Origin of the sequence: Novipirellula methanifontis, assembly GCF_052161655.1 — a bacterium.
Taxonomy (GTDB): domain Bacteria; phylum Planctomycetota; class Planctomycetia; order Pirellulales; family Pirellulaceae; genus Novipirellula.
This window is the reverse complement of the sequence record NZ_CP197418.1, coordinates 6,293,528-6,314,349: the sequence shown is the minus strand read 5'-3', so window position 1 is coordinate 6,314,349 and position 20,822 is coordinate 6,293,528. Positions and strand designations below refer to the sequence as shown.

General features: G+C 55.0%; 15 protein-coding genes. 10 read left to right on the top strand and 5 right to left on the bottom strand.

Annotation, left to right across the window (positions count from 1 at the left end; genetic code table 11):
- Positions 1-6 precede the first annotated feature (6 nt).
- Complete coding sequence (locus SH528x_RS22735) at positions 7-1,497, top strand: dicarboxylate/amino acid:cation symporter (RefSeq protein WP_442505743.1); 1,491 nt, start codon at positions 7-9, stop codon at positions 1,495-1,497.
- Between the two features lie 146 nt (positions 1,498-1,643).
- Positions 1,644-2,150 (top strand): hypothetical protein, encoded by a 507-nt coding sequence (locus SH528x_RS22730; RefSeq protein WP_442505742.1) that lies wholly within the window; start codon positions 1,644-1,646, stop codon positions 2,148-2,150.
- A gap of 74 nt (positions 2,151-2,224) precedes the next feature.
- On the opposite strand, the gene SH528x_RS22725 is transcribed toward SH528x_RS22730, so the two are convergent.
- Entirely contained in the window at positions 2,225-5,086 is a 2,862-nt protein-coding gene (locus SH528x_RS22725) for a cation:proton antiporter domain-containing protein (protein WP_442505741.1), read from the bottom strand.
- 482 nt (positions 5,087-5,568) lie between these two features.
- Entirely contained in the window at positions 5,569-6,603 is a 1,035-nt protein-coding gene (locus SH528x_RS22720; RefSeq protein WP_442505740.1) for a DUF368 domain-containing protein, read from the bottom strand.
- Between the two features lie 168 nt (positions 6,604-6,771).
- On the opposite strand from SH528x_RS22720, the gene SH528x_RS22715 reads away from it, so the two are divergent.
- Positions 6,772-7,581, top strand: a complete 810-nt coding sequence (locus tag SH528x_RS22715) for an undecaprenyl-diphosphate phosphatase (protein ID WP_442505739.1) — start codon at positions 6,772-6,774, stop codon at positions 7,579-7,581.
- Positions 7,582-7,735: 154 nt separating this feature from the next.
- Positions 7,736-8,335: a transcriptional repressor LexA gene (gene lexA / locus SH528x_RS22710; RefSeq protein WP_442505738.1), complete on the top strand. Its 600-nt coding sequence runs from the start codon at positions 7,736-7,738 to the stop codon at positions 8,333-8,335.
- 23 nt (positions 8,336-8,358) lie between these two features.
- On the opposite strand, the gene SH528x_RS22705 is transcribed toward lexA, so the two are convergent.
- Together SH528x_RS22705 and SH528x_RS22700 are read right to left on the bottom strand one after the other, a co-directional pair.
- Complete coding sequence (locus SH528x_RS22705) at positions 8,359-9,708, bottom strand: sigma-54-dependent transcriptional regulator (RefSeq protein WP_442512161.1); 1,350 nt, start codon at positions 9,706-9,708, stop codon at positions 8,359-8,361.
- A 10-nt stretch (positions 9,709-9,718) separates the two neighbouring features.
- Positions 9,719-11,401, bottom strand: a complete 1,683-nt coding sequence (locus SH528x_RS22700) for an ATP-binding protein (protein WP_442505737.1) — start codon at positions 11,399-11,401, stop codon at positions 9,719-9,721.
- 411 nt (positions 11,402-11,812) lie between these two features.
- On the opposite strand from SH528x_RS22700, the gene SH528x_RS22695 reads away from it, so the two are divergent.
- Positions 11,813-12,952 (top strand): DUF1207 domain-containing protein, encoded by a 1,140-nt coding sequence (locus SH528x_RS22695; RefSeq protein WP_442505736.1) that lies wholly within the window; start codon positions 11,813-11,815, stop codon positions 12,950-12,952.
- A 301-nt stretch (positions 12,953-13,253) separates the two neighbouring features.
- Here SH528x_RS22695 and SH528x_RS22690 read toward each other — a convergent pair whose 3' ends face one another.
- Positions 13,254-13,820 (bottom strand): hypothetical protein, encoded by a 567-nt coding sequence (locus SH528x_RS22690; RefSeq protein WP_442505735.1) that lies wholly within the window; start codon positions 13,818-13,820, stop codon positions 13,254-13,256.
- Between the two features lie 285 nt (positions 13,821-14,105).
- Between SH528x_RS22690 and SH528x_RS22685 the strand changes: the two genes are divergently transcribed.
- From SH528x_RS22685 to SH528x_RS22665, 5 genes are all read left to right on the top strand, one after another.
- The gene (locus SH528x_RS22685; protein WP_442505734.1) at positions 14,106-15,689 is read left to right on the top strand and encodes a sulfatase family protein; all 1,584 of its coding nucleotides are present in this window, start codon (positions 14,106-14,108) and stop codon (positions 15,687-15,689) included.
- A gap of 464 nt (positions 15,690-16,153) precedes the next feature.
- Positions 16,154-16,354 carry a hypothetical protein gene (locus SH528x_RS22680; protein ID WP_442505733.1) on the top strand — a complete coding sequence of 67 codons (201 nt, stop codon included), beginning with the start codon at positions 16,154-16,156 and terminating at the stop codon, positions 16,352-16,354.
- A 127-nt stretch (positions 16,355-16,481) separates the two neighbouring features.
- Positions 16,482-17,003 carry a tRNA (adenosine(37)-N6)-threonylcarbamoyltransferase complex ATPase subunit type 1 TsaE gene (gene tsaE / locus SH528x_RS22675; protein ID WP_442505732.1) on the top strand — a complete coding sequence of 174 codons (522 nt, stop codon included), beginning with the start codon at positions 16,482-16,484 and terminating at the stop codon, positions 17,001-17,003.
- Positions 17,000-18,106, top strand: coding sequence for a phosphotransferase (locus SH528x_RS22670; protein WP_442505731.1), 1,107 nt, complete (start codon positions 17,000-17,002; stop codon positions 18,104-18,106). The genes tsaE and SH528x_RS22670 overlap by 4 nt, the downstream gene beginning before the upstream one ends.
- A 57-nt stretch (positions 18,107-18,163) precedes the next feature.
- Positions 18,164-20,821, top strand: coding sequence for a cytochrome c biogenesis protein CcdA (locus SH528x_RS22665; RefSeq protein ID WP_442505730.1), 2,658 nt, complete (start codon positions 18,164-18,166; stop codon positions 20,819-20,821).
- Position 20,822 lies beyond the last annotated feature (1 nt).

Genomic DNA, 20,822 nt, shown 5'->3' with positions numbered 1-20,822 from the left:
ATCGCTATGTTTCGCCTTGCTCTTCATTGGCAGCTCCTGATCGGGATGATTTTTGGAACGGTCTTGGGCGTCACATTGAACATCACCGCCTCGACTCGCACGACCACGGTGGTTCGTCAGGATGGCACTGCAACTCAGCTGCCTCGCGGGATCGATTCCGCCACGATCCACGATACCAGTGGCTCGACGGTGATCGAGTATGTCGATAACAAAGGCAGTCAAGTCAAACGCGTGGTCGATCCAGTCGATCCTAAGGACGGCGTTTTCCGATCGCTCGACACACTCGCCGCTGTCGACCCGGTTGCCGTTGCGATCTACGAAGCGCATGGCATGAGTCTGGCTAAACAAGTCGGCGGATGGCTGCAACGTTTCGGCGGTCTGTTTTTGCGAATGTTGCAAATGGTTGCTGTCCCGCTGATTGTCACGTCGCTGTTGACCGGAGTGTTGGGACTGGGATCGTCCAAAGGACTCGGGCGAATGTTTCGTCGCACGCTGACCTATTACGTTTGCACCAGCATGTTGGCGATCATCACGGGACTGCTGGTCGTTAATGTCGTTCGCCCAGGACTAAAAGATAACGTGGTGGCTCGGGCGCACCCCGAGGCTCACCAAGCCGAATCGCTTATCAACGTATTGTTCGCCCAGTTAGAGGCGATGATCCCCAAGAATCCGTTTGCCGCAGTGGTAGAGCCCAATTTCTTGTCAGTGATCGCGTTCACGATCGCATTTGCACTGTTCACAATTTCGGTCGGCGGCAAGACGGCCGAGCGGATCGGTGACGCCGCGAAGGCCGGATTTGACGTGATGATGGCGATGACGATGGCGATCATCAAACTCGCACCACTCGGCGTTTTCTTTTTGATTGCCGCGGTCACGGCGACTCAGGGGACCAGCGTCTTTATGGCACTGGCGTGGTACGTCGTCGCAGTGGCGGTCGCGCTTTCAATCCACTCGATGATCACTTTGCCGTTGATTCTGAAGTTTGTCGCCAAACGGAGTCCGGTTGACTTTTTCAAAGCGATGTCACCCGCGTTGTTGACCGCGTTCAGTAGTGCCAGCAGCAATGGAACGTTGCCGTTAACGATGTCGAGCGTCGAAGAACGCGCCGGGATCAGCAACCGCACCGGTTCGTTTGTGCTGCCGCTTGGGGCGACGATCAACATGGACGGCACGGCACTTTATGAAGCGGTCGCGGTGCTGTTCATTGCTCAGATGCACTTTGAACGCAATTTAGAAATGAGCGAACAGATTGTCGTTGCGTTAACGGCATTGTTGGCCAGTGTCGGAGCAGCAGGAATCCCACACGCTGGATTGGTAATGATGGCGATCATCTTGAACGCTGTCGGATTACCGCTTGAAATGCAAGGCATCATCTTGGCGGTGGACCGCGTGCTGGACATGTGCCGCACTTCGGTCAATGTCTGGAGCGACTCATGCGGTTGTGCCGTCGTCGAGGCCTTCGAACTCGCCGACGCACCAGCGCCAAATGTGGGATAGGCTTCCAGGCTCGTCATCAAGCGCAACGCGACTTTCAAGTTAAAATTGTCAATTGCCAATTCAACTTTTCTACCGCCCCAATCGCCACACTTCTCCACCGCAGATACATATTTAGGCGAGTGAAATCGTTAGCGAATGAATACACTATGGCAAATCCATACGCTCCTGGCACGCTGATCCATGAATCCGCAGGGCAACCGCACGCCGAGAGTCCGTCTCTGTGGCGGTTCTTACTCAAACACTTCGTTTTATTCGAAGTTAGCTTTGTCGTCATCTGGCTTGCCTTAATCTGTGCAACGCTGGGAATGATGAAAGCAATTGAAGAATGTCTCGCGGCCCCAAGGGATGTTCTCACGATGGTCACGCACGGTGCCTGTTATTGGTTGCCGCATGCTTTTCTCGCGATCGTCTGGCGCAAAATGCGGAGAATCCGAGCAAGCCTTACTGCGATTACAGGGGCTGCGTTCTTTCTGGTCGGAATACTGACATTCGACCTACTCGCAAGATTCCTGCCACAAAATCTATCAATCTCACTTTCGTGGACTCCCACCTATGTTCTGCTGATCCTTTGGACTGCCCTATCACTCACTGCAGTCTGCCTGTTAGTGCGTTGGCGATCAGGCAACGTGAACAACGCCACCACTGGTTCCTAGGATCCTGCCTGGGAACGAGCGTTTTTTGGTGAAGATGACCGAGAAGTGTCGAAAAACGGGAGGGGCATCCGGAGCTAGATGAATTCGCTGTGGCCGTGGGGAAGTAGCACGAGTCGCGTCGTTTCGAGTGCTTTCAACGTGGCTCCAGACTCGGTTTGGAATAAGGATCCGCCGCCGTAACGGGCGCCGGAACTCTCGATCGCTCCGATGAGTACGAATGCCCAAGCGTCCTCCTCTGCGACACTTACGCTTTGCCCAGCGTCGAGATCGATGCGACGGCCGGTATCAACCCATCGAAGTCGGTCACGCTGGTTCAAATGCGACAACTCGGGGAGTTGCCGAGAACAGTCACAAAACCGCCGTCGAGTGAGCGCACGCCAGAGCTCTTCGTGAAGTGACGGATACAACTTCATCAACTGGTGAAACGCATCACGCCCCACAACCCCGACGGTAACCGCGGTCGAGGCACGGATCGACGCCGAACGAGGTTCGCCGGTCAACAACGCGATCTCACCAACAACGTCGCCGCCACCGAGGACGTCGAGAAATGCGTCTTCTCCCTCGATGTGTTTGAACACATGCACGGCGCCTCGCGCGATCACGATCAAGCTATCGCCACGGTCACCTTCACGCCACAGCCACGTGCCCGCTGGGAATACCTGTTCTTCGGCAAGCCGGGAAAGGGCATCCAGTGCGGAGGGCTCAAGCGAACGAAAAAGAGGCGTCGATGCCACAAGTTCGGCAATACTTGGCAAGCTGATAATCGTTGGGCTTCGCATCAGTCGGTGCATCCGCGACTCGACGTCCTCGATCTCGGATTCCACGGCTGATTCGTCAAGGACGCCGTCGTGCCCAAGATGCTCGAACGCTTCACGTTCGATATTCAGTTCGATACGTCGAGCTAGGCGTGACTCGCATGCGGATGCCATTTCAGGCGTGTTGTTGCGAAAATCTTCGATGCGTTCCTTTGAACCACGCAGGTAGCCCATATAAGTCTCTCGAATTGCCTTCATGACCGCTGGCGGAGCGCCCGCGAACGCGGCAAGGCTAGCGAGAACCCGTTCGGCACCCAGCGTCTCGGCGCGAGAGAGCTCAAAGACGAGTTCGACTTGGGCGAAGCCAAATCGACTGCTGCGCAGAAAACTCAACCCTTGGGTGACGCGACTCGAGTGGATCTCGGGCGTACGCGCCGTGGGTGGTTTCAGATCGCCGCGATCCAGGCGATCGAGATGGGCATCGATTTCGTGGGCCAGGATTCGCACCGCACGTGCGCTCAGCGTGCCTAGCTCGAAAGCCTCCCAATACGTACGCCGCTCAATCGTCAGTACTTGCCGCCAATAGCTGACCGCGCGTTCGGATTCGGGCAACAAGGCTAGACGCTGTTCAAGATTTTCGATTTCGGACGCGAGTGCAGCGCGTCGATCGACGAGTCGGCTTTCTACGTCACGCCAACGCACCGTGCGAAGATCACGCGACGCAGATAACTCCTCCAAAGACTCGCCAACTTTGGCAATCGCTCGTGACCGCGCCGTTAGACGAGCCAACTGTTCCGTCGGAGGAACCTCGGCGAATCCCAAGCGGGCCAGGAACCAGCCGATGGTTGTCCCATTGATCAAGATGGTCAACAGCACAACGCCGACGGAAACCAGCAAGATCTGGTCCCGCAGCAAGGGGGCGACGGCTTCGTTCTGCGAGACCGCCAGGGCAAGTGCGAGTGAGACCGCGCCACGCAGGCCGCCCCACGCGATAAGCGTGCTGTCGGATGTCGTGATGCCTTCGGAAAGTCGTGTGTTAATGGGCTGGGTCGCAAACACCAACACGAAACGGATCGCCATGATGCCAACCCAGGCAAGTACGATCAGGACTAAGTCACTGATCTCAGCAGTTTTGATCGCCGGAGCCATGGCGAGTCCGACTAAAAAGAAAATCAAGGTGTTGGCAATGTAGCCGAGCATTTGCCAAAAACGATGCAGGAAATGTGCAACCTCGGGACTGATTTGGGTGCGGCCCCAACCACTCATCCACAAACCTGCGACCACCACCGCTGTAACGCCTGAAACGTGAAAGAATCCTTCGCCAATGACCATGCAGCCGTAGGCGAGCACAAGCGTGAGGGTGATTTCGGTAAGAGGATCGTTGAACACACGCCCGATCCAAGACGAGATCGCCCAAGAAAGCGCGACGCCAACAAGCAATCCGCCGAACGAAACGCGTATGAACTCGAATAGGGCAGAGCCGACGCCGATCGATTCGGTTGCCCCGGTCAGCAACGTCAACAGGATCGAAAACACCACGATCGCGGAGGCATCGTTAAGCAGACTCTCTCCCTCGATCAACACCCCGAGTCGCTTCGAGACCCCCAGCTCGCTGAGGATCGCAACTACAGCTACTGGATCGGTTGCACTGATCAGCGCCCCAAACACCAGTGCGGGCAACCATGCCCATCCCCAAGTCGAACCGGTGAGCACCACCATCAGACCGGCCGTGGCAACGGTCGCTAACAACAATGCGGGGACGGCAAGGACCAGGACGGCACCCGCGTTCTTGCGAAATCGATGCACTTCGAGGTTGAACGCCGATTCAAAGACCAACGCCGGGACGAACACAAAGATGATCAGGTCGGGTGAGATTTGGCCCGCAGCACCGATCAGCAAAAGCAAATCGAAGAGCAAACCCCGCTGCTCGGCGTCTTCGGTGTGCGTTGCCGAATTTTCGTGAGCGCCGCCAGCGACATGCTCCGCAACGTGACTTGGCCCATTTGCCGCCGGGTAATTACCGATGGTGGCTTGGATGGCGAAACCTGCTGCGAGCCCAATCAGCAGCATCGCGATCGTGTAGGGAAATCGCACGCGGCTCAAGACCAATCGCATTGCAGCGCCGATGGCGAGCGCGAGACCAAAAATCAAAACAACGGTAAACTCTGGTCCGTGGTGCACCCCTTGCTCCTCATGTTTTCCACACGCCGCGTTACATGCTCCAGCAAGTGTTAACTTATCGCAAGTCAACTCGCTCTGTCGCATCAAATATGGAATTCAGCGGGCAAGCTCGCGGGAATCATCGGGGAGCCGTTGGATTCAGATTTCCGAAGACGAACACCGGAATTTTCCCGGCGGGGCGTTTTCCAGGGGATCACCTAGTTCGACTTTCGCACTATTTAAGCAGTGAGGCAGGAGTCTTTCAGTATGCTGGCCGTTTTGACGCTAGCCACGGTTCCGGCGCTGAACCGGGGCTAGCGCCCAAACGGCTAACGGGATTTCACCCAATGATTCCTGCCCACCTGCTTAGGCGACGTTCGTCACTTATGGCAGAACAGTTTTCTCAATTGTTCTACATTGCAAATCGAAAGTGATTCGTGTTTAAGAAAGATGCGAAAGGCAAGTTGAGCCAATCGCTCGAACGACGTCGACACATGACCTGCTTAAGTCGGTTCGTTACCGTCGATCTTGTTTGCGATACTTTCGATCACGATCACAAGGACGGCTGCGCCGACGGCCAAGCTAATCAGCATCGCAATACTGCCGGGCCACTGACTCGCCGAAACAAATTCCATTTGACGAAATTTAGTTTCTAAGCCGGCCGTCTCGGGCGTCGCTTGCTGTAGCGGCCAGAGTTTGCCAACGCTGCCGATCATCAATCCAATCAAGCCCGCCATCGTGATGCTGCGGTGATGCTCTAACATCCAACGCAGCAGTCGCGAAAACGCCAGCAGCCCAAACGCACATCCGCTGGCAAACACTGCAATCTGAATGAGTGACTCGAGTGTCACGTTTCCTCGCGCGGCGTCTTTGATCAAACCGGTCACGGGGTGATAGACCCCAAATAGCAACAGCACGAACGCGCCGCTAATCCCAGGCAGGATCATGGCACAGATGGCCACCGATGCGCTCAGAAACAAAAACGGCAGACTCATGTTGCCCTCGCCCATTGGCATCAATGTGATGGCGACCGCAGCCAGAATGCCCGCACCACACGCGGCCGCTTGTGGCGTGCCCCATTTTTTGACGTAGCTCTTCACGATCCAAATACTGGCGACAATCAAGCCAAAGAAGACCGCGAACGTCTCGGGTTGTTTGTGGTCCAGCAACCAGTGCATCACGCCCGCCAGCGAGACGATTCCAGTGGCGATTCCTGCGCCCAGTGCGGCCAAAAAACGAACGTCGATGTAGCGTCCCGCTTCGCGAAACTTGGAATGCAGAGTTAGCGAGACAAAGTGAGCGTCAAACCGCGAGATGCATGTCACCAGTCGCTGGTAATGCCCCAGGATCAAGGCAACCGTTCCTCCGCTAACACCGGGCACGGTATCGGCGGCTCCCATGCAGAATCCACGAACGACATTTACCACGTCGCCCAAAACAGTCGGACTTGTTGCGAGATCCATCGGTGCCTCGACGGAACCAGACACTGCCTGTTCAGCGGCAGCATGGGTCGCAACAGAGTCTTCGGTTTGATGCATCGGAAATTTCCTGTAAATGAATCGAGTCGCGTTGAACGCAGCGACAACTATAATCCGACTTTCTAACACCGGAGGTTGCCCTTCCACAACTCGGGGCCGCCCTTTAAAACCCGCATGGCTCATTCTGAGTCCGCTTCGCCCTGCCATTCGCCAAGGACCAACCTAGCCGTGTTACAGATTCTTTTCCTCGCCGTTGTTCAAGGGATTGCCGAGTTCCTGCCCATCAGTTCCTCGGGTCATTTGGTGGTGCTGGGAGCGTTGACGGGCAAATTGAGCGAGTCACCGACGCTCGAGATCATCCTTCACGCGGGCACACTCGGTTCAATTCTGGTGATTTATTGGCGACGGATCCTGGATCTTTTGTTCAGCGATCGCCGTGTAATCGCAATGTTGGTGGTCGGTACGATCCCGGCGGCCATCGTGGGTTTGACGATCAAGAAAAACTTTGAATGGCTGATGCGATCGCCCCTTTTGGCCGGTTGTATGTTGATCGTAACGGGCGCTTTCCTGATCTTGCTCGGGCGTTTGCGGCCACGCGAGGGCGAGTATCGTGAGATGAGTCTGCTAAACGCGTTTGGCGTAGGGTGTTTTCAAGCGTTTGCGATCCTGCCGGGGATCAGCCGCAGTGGATCGACGATTCTCGGCGCCCGGTTACTGGGGATGAAGAACGAGGATTCCGTCACATTCTCGTTTCTGCTGGCGATACCCGCGATATGCGGCGCCGTGGTGCTGGAACTGAAGGATTTCCTCGAGTCCCGCCAAATTGAGACACCTGTGTCCGCCGAAAGCGGCGATGTGGCGTTTTCGCCGGCATTGTTGGCTATCGGAGCGGCCGTTTCGTTTGTTGTTGGGATCGCCGCCCTGAAATGGCTGATTGGATGGAGCCGATTGGACCGTTTGCACTGGTTTGCTGCTTGGTGCATCCCCGCAGGACTAGCGACGATTGCCTGCATCTTAAGTGGATTAATCGCCCCTTAACAGGCAGGGGGATTCCGCCGGCACACCGCACACACGGGGGCAGGTTAGCTACACCACTTTATTGTGGACACGCGTTTAGTGCGTGGTACAATCGATGGCATTCTCAGGTTATGCTAGCGACGAATTGATTTACTGCGCATGAAAAGGCTCCTCGATGTCGGCTCAACTCACAGACCGCCAACAAAACGTTTACAACATGATCCGCTCGCTGATCGTCAAGCGAGGGTATGGACCAACGGTCCGCGAGATTGGTGAACATTTTGGCATCAAGAGCCCCAATGGAGTGATGTGCCATCTTCGAGCGCTCGAACGAAAGGGCCTCATCGTTCGCAGCCCAAACAAGTCGCGTGCGATCGAATTGACTCAGGCGGCCGATCGAAATCCCAACAGCTTGACGATGGGTGGGGTAGTGGATGGATCCCCCACGGCATTGCCATTTGAGCAAAACTCGCGAGTCGACTTTAGCGAGATGCTATTTGGAGAGAACCGGTTCGTCCTGCAGGTCTCGGGAGATTCGCTGGTTGACGCAAAGATCGTCGATGGCGACTTCGTCATCGTGCAGCGACAAGAACATGCGTTCCCAGGGCAGTTGGTTGTCGCAGAGACTCCCGACGGCGATTCGACGTTGGCGTATTGGCACCCCGAAGCAGATCGCATTCGGTTGCAGCCTGGCAACGGGTCGGCTCCGCCGCGGTTCGTGAAAACCGCTACGGTAGTCGGTGTCGCTGTGGGCTTGGTTCGTAAAGACCTCTGAGCCTGCGAAGCGAGTCAACTCGTTTAGCCGACCATCTTTTTCTCTTCGGCTGAATTGATCTTGTTGTACAGCGTCTTCAGACTGACACCGAGCTCTTCGGCCACCGCGGGCTTATTGCCATCGTGCCTGGCCAGCGAGCGTTCGATCGCGAGCATTTCCATATCTCGCAACGTCATCGGTTCGGAATCTCGCAATTCCTTTCTTAATTGTCGACGACCAAAGTGACGCGGCAGATGATCGGTCCCGATCGGCAACGAATCGCACAGGATTGCGGCATGCTCGACCACATTTGCAAGCTCACGCACGTTGCCGGGCCATTGATGCGATTTCAGCTCCAGGACAGCCTCAGGCGTAAACAGCTGTTCGTTACCGCCATCGGTGCGATGTCGGCGAAGTAGATGAGTCGCCAAGGGGATGATGTCTTCGGTTCGCTCACGTAGCGATGGAACCTGGATTTCAAAGGTATTGATGCGGAACATCAAATCCTCGCGGAACGTCCCTTCCTCGACCATTTGTTCAAGGTCACGGTGCGTTGCACAGACGACGCGGACGTTCACGTTTACCGTTTGATTGTCTCCGAGCCGACGAATGTCTCCGGTTTCAAGGACTCGCAACAACTTGGCTTGCATCGCCAGTGGCAATTCGCCAACTTCGTCTAAGAAGATCGTGCCTCCGTCGGCGACCTCGAAAAGTCCTGTGCGGGCCGCATCAGCGCCTGTGAACGCACCTTTGCAATGACCGAACAGTTCACTTTCGATCAAATTTTCAGGAAGCGCGCCACAGTTGATCGCGACCATAGGTTGCTCGGCACGCAAGCTTGATTCATGAATCGCACGAGCCACCAATTCTTTTCCGCATCCAGTTTCGCCTCGGATCAGGACGCTGCTTTCGGTGGGGGCAACTTTTGCAATTAGGTTTCGGACGGAGTCCATTGCAGATCCCTCGCCTACCATCTTGCTGTCGCCTTCGGCTCGTTTGAGCCGATGCTGAAGCGCGGCGAGTTGGCGCTTGGTATGTCGCCGCTCGGCAACTCGACCAAGCAGTCCCGCAATATCGGCTAAACGGCAAGGTTTGGTCAGATAATCGAATGCTTGATGGCGCAGCGCTGCGATCGCCGTTTCTTGGCTTGGCTTACCGGTCATCACAACCGCTTCGATTTCAGGTCGCAATTCACGCGCTTTGCCGATCACGTCGATCCCGTTCATTCCTGGCATATCCAGGTCGACGAGCAGGCAATCGAACGGTTCTTTTTCGAGTGCCGCTACGGCGGTCAAGCCATCGGGACAAACCGTCACGGTATATCCCATGCGAGGCAACTCGCTACGCATCAATTCTTGCAGATTCTTTTCATCGTCTGCAAACAGGATGTGCATAGTATTGCGTTTAGGCTGCTTTGACTGCTTTGACTGACTCATGATTCCATCCAATCGTATCACGACTTTTTGTTGGGTTATCTTCGTATTCTTCGCGGGCGGGCAAGGAGACTTCCATTCGAGATCCTCGTCCTTCGCCATCGCTGTAGGCGGTGAGAGATCCGCCGTGCTGGGACACAATGCGGTAAGTAATGCTCAAGCCGAGACCAGTTCCCGTGCCATCACGACGCCGCGTGAAAAAGGGTTCGAACAAATGCTCGAGCACATCTTTGCTCATTCCACAACCGTCATCCTGGACAACCACGGTCGTCGTGGTGCCGTCACTTCGAACGTGAATGTCAACCGCACCATCGGTGTCCACACTCTCGAGTGCATTGGTCACCAAATTAAGAACCACTTGCCGAATCTCTTGTGGATTGACATGTGCGTATGCCGTCTCAGCGATGTGACTTCGTAACGTCTTACAGCGATACTTGCCGACCTTGCTAACCATCGAAAGCACTTCTTCAACAAGCTCTTTCAGATTCGTCGAAGCCCGGCGAACTTCACTCAAGCGACTGAAATCGAGTAGCCGCTCCGTAATTCCTTTGCAGCGAAACGCTTCGTCTTCGATGCGTCGCAAATTGGTTCTCATCACCGCTAGAAATTCGTCATCGAAATTGTTGACATCGCCACTCAGAGCAACGGCTTCTTCCAAGCGTGATTCGAGCGACTCGGCGCTCCAAGCGATCGTGGCCAGCGGGTTATTGATCTCGTGTGCCACTCCGGCAGCCAAGAAACCGACACTGGCAAGCTGCTCGTTCTGGATCACTTCACGTGTCCGATCGCGGACCTGTCGATCCAAATCAGTGCAAAGCGAATTGACTTTTTTGTAGGCTTTCTGAAAGCGATCGGTCATCTCATTCATGGCCGCAGCAAGCTCGCTAAGCTCATCGCCCGTCCCCAGATCGATGCGGTGACTCAATTGCCCTCCGGCAACCAACCGCGATCCTACGATCAGCGTGCGAAACGGCTTGACCACCAACGAGTGGAACCCCCAAACCAACAACGCAACCATACCCATCGAGACAAAGGTGCACACGCATGTTACAGCAAACCATGTGCGAAATTGGCCGCGAACATCTTGGCTGAATGCCGCCATGCCACCATGGATCAGCGACAGGTGCTCATGAGTCAGGTCGACCAGAGAATCGAGCCGCTCAGGCAACTCCGTTTTCATTGAAAGTTCGATCGTCTTGGGACGACGATGAAACCGGTTCAGATCATCCACTGATTTGCGTATTTCGGCAAGACTTTGCCGTTGTCGCACGACATCGACAAGCAGACTCGTTTCCGCATCGATCGCGTTCAGGACATCTTCATAAAGCTGCAGACGCAAATCGATTTCAAGCAAGACTTGCTCGTAGCGGTCCAGCTCGATTTCGACGAGCGGGTTTTCAAGTAGCGCGGCATCAATCATCCCTCCGTTGATCCGCAAGTCCTTTACGCGACTGTTGCGGTCACGCAAGGTCTCTGCCAACCGATTGATTTCGTTGGCATAGGGGATTTCCGAAGCACGTTGGCTGATCGCATTTGCTAGCTTTTGGTAGCGATTTAGGCCCCAGAAGCTACTGAATGCGAGGACCAACATAATCGTTGAGAGTAGCCCCAGTGCAGCAAACAGTTTTGTGCGAATAGATCGTCGACGAAGCACGAATGGTCCCTCCCTGGCCGATTGACGCGTGAAACATCCTTTTCAGCGGCGCGAAACTTCAGCCTATCGATCTACTCCGGATCGAACAAGACGAACCGACCGAGAATCTTTCCATCGCCATAAAACCAAGTGATTTAGCCCACCGCCCTCGATGCAACTCATTTCGCTGAGACTAGTCTTGTCACCCCCGACACCAATGCAAGCATTTGATTGCGTAAACTAGGACGTCAACAGTGCTGGGAATGCCAGAATTTTCAGATCAAATGCCAAGCCGTTCTCTTGGATCCGCCGAAGCCTGACCGATAGATTGTTAGCGGAAACGCATTAGCTACCCCTACAAGGTCAGTTTCCCAAGTTTTCTAACGCTATCATTGTCAAGCGTTTCAGCGACCTTCGTGCTACCGGTGGCACTTGATTCGTCCCATTCATAACGACAAATCGAATCGCAATCTCTCCGTGAAACGGGCGTGGATTGCCGCATTGATATTGCTCGGGATGGCACCCCGTGCGACGGGTGACACTTTTACCGACGGTCCGCCATCCTCGACAAGCGAGTTGGCATCCATCGAACTGCCTTGGGACGACCTGCTTGAGCCGAATGAAAACGATGGCAGCGCACGCGAAAGTGTTGTCAACCGATACTTTCGCAACGCAGCATATCAACACAATGCCGACTGGACGACATCACGATCCGCTTCGGATCCAGGAAGCTCTGACCAAGGAATACCGTCGCCGGAAGAGTCTTCGCGGGTTTTTGCCAAAACCGTGTCGGCGCGATCAAACCATTCACCGCATGAGTTGTCAATTCTGCCCGATGGCTTGCTTTACAAATCCTATCTAGCGGGACCTCACGAGTCGAGGATCTCGACAGTCATCTTCAGCGATACGAAAAAAGGGGTGTATTGGGATGCGACTCTCGGCGGTCGCGTCGGACTGTTGCGTTACGGTTCATTAGGGCCAGTCGCTCCCGAAGGCTGGCAATGGGATCTCGAAGGCGCCGTGATGGTGCGACTGGATGTCCTGAATTCCGAAGATGTTGATTCGATGGACTTTCGTTTTGGGACGTTGATCACTCACTCCGACGGAGCGTGGTCTACTAAAGCGGGTTACTTCCATATCTCGTCACACGCGGGTGATGAATACATGGAACGCTTTCCGCTGTTCGAACGGGTCAACTACGTGACGGAGTCATTGATTGTCGGACTAAGTTATCAGGCGTCCGATCCGCTTCGGCTGTATGGCGAGTTTGCTTACGCAGTGAAAACCTCGGGCGGAGCGAAACCCGTTCAGATCCAAACCGGTGCCGAATATGTGCCCGTGCCTTCGCATCACCAGAAAGGTGGCCCCTTTAGTGCCATCAATCTCGACATCCGCGAAGCCGTCGACTTTTCGCCGACGATGAATATACAAACCGGGTGGCAATGGCAGGGACTCGAGTCTCAACGACGCATTCGGTTTGGGCTGCAATACCTGAACGGTTACACGACGCAGTTTCAGTTCTTTAACAAACGCGAAGAGCAACTTGGCGTTGGCACTTGGTTCGATTATTAATTCATCATTCTGATTGGCGAGCGAATAGCTGCGTCGTGCCCAAGCCGCCCAAAGTTCCGTTCCAACTCGATTTGACGTATTGTCCCGCAGTGGGATTTAGACGCGGCCGACAAATCGGCGGCTACCATTGCGTTCGCGGCGGACCACTTTCCGGTGAATGCAGCTTCGGTCTGAATCTCACTTCCATTTGCCAAATTGCGATCACGATCCTGGCTTGCAAAAAAAAAGCAGCGAACCGCTTGGGTTCACTGCTCTTTATATTGATCGATCGTGTACTCAGCGAAGCTTGTCTCTCGTTTGCTTATCGTTTCGCAGGAGTGGGTACACCGCGAGCAACTTGAGGCTTGGAGCGGAAGATCTTTCGAGTGCGTTCGGGTTGGTACGCAGGCTCTTCGGATTCGACGATGGTTTCGCCTGGGTAGTGCGATTCTCCGGAGATGTATTCTCCGCCGGAGTGAAATTCGCTCGGGTAAGATTCCGAAGCACAGGATTCGCAACCGCAACCGACTTCACAGCCCGAGTCGCAACCGGAATCGCAACCGCCGTCACAGCCCGCGTCGACGCCACAGCGGTAGCCCCACAGGCTTTCGACACCCGAGAAGACCGAGCGGCATTTACCGCATGATTGGCCATTGTGGTTGCCGCACTTGTCACAGGGATCGCATGCGTCTGCGGGATGGTTGACCCAAGGGTCAACGTAGAGCTCGCCACAGCCTTCGCATTCGCCACAGCCTTGTGTGCCGCAGCCACCGCCGCCCAGCATAAAGGGGCCGTTGGCTCCGCCGCCGCACGATGGACCGCAACATCCGGTGAACCAAAGTAGAGCGATGGAGAGAGTCAGGAGTGAGAACTGATATGTCGGTTTCATTGAATTTAGACCTTCGTCGTCTTGCCGAGTGGATAGTTGTCAAATCGGCCAGCCCAATCGTTTCAATCCAACAAATCCTTATAATCGGCAAAATTTACCAGCCACGGAATGCTAGCGGACTGACCGATTGCAAATCCAAATTCCCACAGCATCGAGCGACCGAGTTATCATTGATCGCTCGGCGGAGCATCGTTCGGACCGGCATTGGCCGCTTGGCCTGCTCCGCCGACCGCTGTTCCGCTTCCCCCCCAAAAAACCTTGCTGATCTGCTTTGGAGACGACTACATGAATTGGCGTTTGATTGCTGGAACTCTCTTCGTTTGTTTTGCTTGTGCCGGCACCAGTGCCCAATCGGCCAGTCCCCAATCGGCGGCTGCATCGCCCTCGGGTGAACTGCCTGAGGTTGCCGAGATCGAAGGCGCTGAACCTCGAAACGTCGTGTTCATTTTGACGGACGACCATCGTTACGACGCGATGGGGTTCATGGGACATCCGTTTCTGGAAACGCCGCACCTGGATTCGCTCGCATCGAACGGCGTACATCTGAAGAATGCGTTCGTGACCACGTCGCTTTGTTCGCCCAGCCGAGCTTCAATCTTGACGGGGCTGTACACGCACAAACACCGCGTGATTGACAACAATCGTGCCGTGCCTGAGGGAACGATTTTTTTCCCCCAGTACCTTCAAAAAGCAGGCTATCACACTGGCTTCATTGGCAAGTGGCACATGGGCGGCGAGCATGATGATCCGCGGCCTGGATTTGACCACTGGATCAGCTTTCGTGGACAAGGCAACTACTTGCCGCCGGGTCCAAAATATACGCTGAACGTCAACGGCAAACGGGTCAAGCAAAAAGGTTACATCACCGACGAATTGACCGACTACGCGATCGATTGGCTCGATTCACAGAAAGACTCGGACAAGCCGTTCTGCTTGTATCTGTCGCACAAAGCGGTGCATTCGAATTTCACGCCAGCAGAGCGACACGCAGACCGCTATGCCGATGCGGACCTCAGCTTTCTGCCACGTGGCAAAGAGATCTCGGCTGAAAACAACGCACCTCGCTGGGTTCGCGATCAACGAAACAGTTGGCACGGCATCGATTTCTCTTACCACAGCAACAATGGACTCGATTACCTATACCGCCGCTATTGCGAATCGCTATTGGCCGTGGACGATAGTGTCGGCCGGGTGCTCGATCAGCTCAAAAAGATGGGAGTTCACGATTCGACGTTGGTCATCTACATGGGCGACAACGGATTCATGTGGGGCGAGCATGGCTTGATCGACAAGCGTGTGTCGTACGAAGCATCGATCCGAGTGCCGATGATGATGCAGTGTCCAGAGCTTTATCAGGGCGGAACCGTGGTCGAATCGGTGATCGGCAACATCGATATCGGGCCAACGATTTTGAACGCTGCCGGCTTGAAAACGCCCGATTACATGGATGGCAAGAGCTTTTTGGAGCTCCCCAATAATCCAGATCTGAATTGGCGTGACTATTTCCTCTACGTTTACTACTGGGAAAAGAACTTTCCTCAGTCACCGACCCAATTTGCCCTTCGCGGTGATCGGTTCAAGTACATCACTTACTACGGTTTGTGGGACGTCGATGAGCTGTATGACTTGACGAGCGATCCAGGCGAAACAAAAAATCTGATCGCCAACCCTGAATACAAATCGGTTGCCAAAGAGATGGAGAACCGGCTATACGAAATGCTGGGGGATGCCGGAGGAATGGACATTCCGATGAATCAACCTCGCGGTAATTCGCAAAACAAACGCTGGGAAGAGCGTGGAGGAGACGAAGCTGCGGACTTCCCAGCAGCGATTGTGGTCGAAGAACCGCTGAACAAAGAAGCCCACTAAGTAACCGTCCCGAAATAACTTCCGTATGACGGACATCCTTGTCCGTCGAAATTCAGCGACGGACCAGGAAGTCTGTCGTACAAATCGGGAAGTTAATTCGTGACATTTCCTAAGTATCGTCGAATCAACGAGTGACGGACTGTAGTGGACGAGGCTACGAGTCCCAGTGTCATTCTTAGACCCTGAGGACTCGTAGCGTCGTCCACTACGCCAGTTATCTACTTCGCATCACGAACCAGTGGCGATGCTAACGTCGAGCAGCGGTCTATTTTACCCAGTCGGCACCAGTGGCCTGGGGGAATTGAACACGCTGCCGACAGGGGCGATTTTGATATCGGATTTTGAGCAATTTTCCGAACGAATCTTTTGGAGGGAGTCGATCATCGCGATCGACAACGCGGATTGCCACTTCGAAAGTGATCCTGCGTCCGCCCCTTCGTTTGATTCCCCATCGGAGTGTTGCCGTGAGCCGGTCGCCCCAAACGCCCGAAGAATTGGTGCTTCAGTTTGAGCTCGCCGAAATGCTCGAGCTTCTCGAGGATCTGGGCTTCGAGTCGAATCCTCAAACTGCAGCCGTGTTCAAACAAACGCTAAAGACGTTGGGGTGTCTAGAAAAGACCCTGGCCCACTTTGCCGCGCCGACCACATTGCGTCACGCCGCCTAGAGGAAACAGCAGTCGTGTTTCCGTGGGAGCAAAACGGCATGCCACGAGGAAGGCGAACCAGCGGGCTCGCGGCGAACTGATAATGCTCTAAAATGCTTCGCTTCACTACGAATCGGAGCGTTGGACATTGGACCTCGAAAATACGAATCAACTAGCGCTGAGTTTGCGTCACCTCGACCTTGAGCATGTCGACGCGCTGGCTCGGCGAATGGTCGACGGCCTAGCCCCAGGGATCACATTTGGATTGGTCGGGACGTTGGGGGCGGGCAAAACGCGGATCGTTCAATCGATGGCTGCGGCGACGGGCGTCGATCCGGCGGATGTGACGAGCCCCACGTTCACGCTGCTGCAATCGCATCACGGCTCGATCACGCTGCATCATTTGGACGCCTATCGTGTCACCGACGACGACGAATTTTTGGAACTCGGGGTCGAGGAACTTTTTGACGATCCCCAAGCCTGGACTCTGGTCGAGTGGGCGGATCTCGTTCGTTCGGTGATGCCACGCGAAACAGTGTGGATCAAGATCGATATTGAACAGGATGCCAATCGCCGTCAAATCTCGATGTTCACTCAGGACGACACGCTGCGTGAATCGCTGCGTTTGATCCATCAGCAGTGTGTCAACGCGGGCTGGGCCGCCGCATGATCGACGCCGCCCGCTCGGTACTCGAAAATTGGCTCCAGCGATCCAGCATCCAATCGATCGAACCAATCGAGTCGGGATTGAGTGGTGCGGCGGTGTTTCGCCTAACGACCACCCATGGTGAGGCCTGGGCACTGAAACGCTATCCCTTGCAAACACCTTTATCGCGTGTGAACGAGATCCATCACGTGATGGTCACGGCAAAAAACAATGGCTGTGACCTTGTGCCTCAGTTAAAGCGATGCTCTGCCATCAAGCCTGCGGCGACCGATCGCAGCGCCATCGATGACGGGCACCATGTCTGGGAATTGGCGCAGTGGGTTGCGGGAGAACCGTGGCGCGAGCCCGTCGGCGGTACCGATCTGTTTGCGAGTGCGCCGATGGCGGATGCGGAAACCGAGCGAGAACGCCACGACGTGATGTCGCGCGGAGCGTCTGCGATCGCCATTTTCCACCGCTCAGTTCGTTCGCTGGGGACTCACCAGCAACCGCCGCCGTGCCTCTTGGCTCGTCAAAAACGGCTGCAGGAATTGATCACTCAAATGGACACGATCATGGCGAGCGATTTGATGCGGATAGAACATCCGCATCTGCGTTTTTCGCTGCAAATGGCGATCGAGCGATTTCGAGCCGACTGGAATCGCGTTGCAAACTCGTTAGTCGTCGCGCTGGCGGCGTTGTCGGGGCAGTCTGTTGAGACGCAAATCGTGTTGCGTGATGTTCACGCTGAGCACATATTTTTTGCAGATTCGCCCGAGGGTGACCCTGCGGCGACTCGCTCGGTCACAGGAATTATTGATTTTGATGCCGTTCGCGTCGACGCAGCCGCAACCGATCTGGCGCGTTGGATATCCAGCTTTCTGGGTCAGTGTACCGATGTCCACAGTGCGTGGCATTCGGTATTGGCGGGTTATCGGATAGAATCGTCATTGAATGAACAGCAAGAAGTGCTTGCGAAACATGTGGTTCAAGTATCGGCCTGGATAAACCTCGGAAACTGGGCATCTTGGTTATTGCTTGAAAACCAAAATTTTTCCTACGATGACGAGCACATTGCCCAGCGGATCGATCAATGGATTCGAGTTGTCGATAAACTCAGAATGTGATCGGTTGGCTAAGCGAATCGGATTCACGGCAGAGAGCTTATTTAAAGCGTACTGAAAATGATAAATAAAAATGGCGGCGGTCTTTTCGGACTTGGATGTTTGTTACTGACACTGTTGGTGGGCGTCCCGCAAACCGCAACAGCGCAAACAGGTTTTGACAACGACGGAAGTGTCTTTTCCGATTTCTCACTCGGGGGCTTTGGGCAAGATTCCGGTGATCCGGCGAAATGGGAAGCAAAGTACTTTGTCGACGCCTCTGGAACTCAGGGGCGTTTGGATGTCATTGTTAACGTGGACCGTGGATGGCATATCTATTCGGTGACCCAACCGTCTGGCGGGCCGATGAAGACGAAATTGTCGATCGAGTCGCCTGAGTCGGTGAAATTGGCGGGCAAGTTTGCCCCCGACGAAGCACCACACAAAAGCGTCTCGGAGATTTTTAAAGGAATCACGATCGAAGAGCACGGTGGACGTGTGGTTTGGTCGGCGCCGCTTGCCGTGCCCGCTAATTTTCGTGACTCAATTTCAATTGCGGTCGAGGCACAAGTCTGTAAGCCCGACGGCGCATGCATCCCGATCTCGGAAACTTTGACGGCGGCGTTCGCAGGCAACGTCGCGATACCTGCCGCGATGACGCAAGCCGGAACCGCAGCGGTTGAACCGGAGAAGAATGTTGCCGCGAAACCGTTTCGCGACGATGGTTACGAAGTCCAGTGGACCGCTGAGTTGACGCCCGCCACGGTGGTACCAGGCGAACGAGCGACGTTGAAGTTCACTGCGACCCCTGACGCTGGATTCCACGTTTATCAATTGACGGTCGATGACGGCGACTTTTCGACCAACATGGTTGTGTCAGAAAAATCGGGACTCCGCGTCGGTGCACCGAAAGCAAACAGCATCGCGGTTCCAGTGGACGCCAAATTGTTACCTGGCGTGATGTTCCACAAAGGAAAGGTGACATGGTCGGTTCCGGTCGAGGTTCCAAATGACGCGAAGCCGGGAGATCACAAGATCGCCGGCATGATTGCGTACCAGGCTTGCACCGACAAAAGTTGCCAACAACCGATGGCACTGTCGTTTTCAACCACGCTAAAGGTCGGCAAAGCAAGTGCTCCTGCGTCATCGACCGCAGCGGTGCAGTTTGCCAGCGTCAAACGCGCCGATGTACTCGACGCCGCTGCAGAAACCGACTGGGTCGACAAACTGCAGGCCAAACCTGCACCGGCTCCTCAAAACACGGGCAGCGATACGAAGACGCAGCCAGCGGATGACACCGATGTCGCTGCAGTAGCAACCACTCCGGCTCGCGAGGAACCTGTCGAGGACACGCCTGCGGATACCGCCGCTCATTCGGCAGCCCCAGTTCATTCGGCTGCCCCAGATCATTCGGCAGCCCCAGTGCAACCGATCGTGATCAACGACGGCGCAGACGCCAAGGGGCGTCCGTTTGCGGTCGTTTTGTTGTTCGCGTTCCTTGGCGGTGTGATCCTGAACTTTATGCCGTGCGTCTTGCCTGTTGTGGGGCTCAAAGTGATGAGCTTTGTTCAGCAAGCGGGTGCGGATCGCAAACGAGCGTTCTTACTGAACTTCTTTTACGCTGCGGGCATCATGTCCGTGTTCGCACTGTTAACGGCACTGGCGGTCGTCTTTTCGCTCTCTTGGGGCGAGCAGTTTACCTACTTGCCTGTGCGACTTGGCTTGACGTTGTTGATGTTCGCAATGGCACTGAGCTACCTAGGGGTATGGGAAATCCCTGCTCCGGGAATGGCGGGCGGCAAGGTATCGCAGGACCTACAAAAACGCGAAGGCTATCCAGGGGCGTTCGCCAAAGGGGCGTTTGCCACCGTGTTGTCGACGCCATGCAGCGGCCCGTTTCTGGGAGCCATTTTTGGATTGACGATCGCTTTGACGGCCGCTGAAACGACCGCGTTGATGATGACAATCGGATTGGGAATGGCGATTCCTTATATCCTAATTGGTATTTGGCCCAAGCTGGTTGCATGGTTGCCAAAACCAGGCAATTGGATGGAAACGCTGAAAGAGTTTTTGGCGTTTTTGTTCCTGGCAACAGTCGCGTTCTTTTTCAACCAGTTCAGCGACGACCACAAAATGCCTGTCTTCGTGACCCTGTTAGGCGTTTGGTTTGGTTGCTGGATCATTGGCAAAGTTCCGAACTGGGCCGACATCGAAAAACGCTTGGCTGCTTGGGTTGGCGGCGTGGGCATCGCGACGGCAATCGGTTTTATGGCGTTTCAGTACTTGGGTGCCGAACCGGCGCCTCAAGATGGCGTGAAGACAATCGCTTGGGAAGAATACAGCGAAGATCGTTTGCAAGAACTGCAAGCCGAAGGACGCACAGTGATGATCGACTTTACTGCCAAGTGGTGCGTGAACTGCATCGTCAATTACAACGTTGCACTGAACACCGAAGAAACTCGCAAAGTCATCGAAGAACTTGACGCGGTGCCGATGCTGGCCGACTGGACCGATCACAACCCTGAAATTAAGTCGAAACTTGCGGAGTTACAAAGTCGTTCGATCCCCGTTTTGGCAATCTATCCCGGTTCCAATCCGAAACAACCGATCGTGCTGCGAGACCTCGTGAGCCAATCCGCAGTCACTGACGCGCTGCGGCAAGCCGGAGCGAGCGTAGACGATCCGGCGGTCGCGCGATCGAAAAAGTCGCCATCCAAATCGACGGCGTTTGTTCATTAGC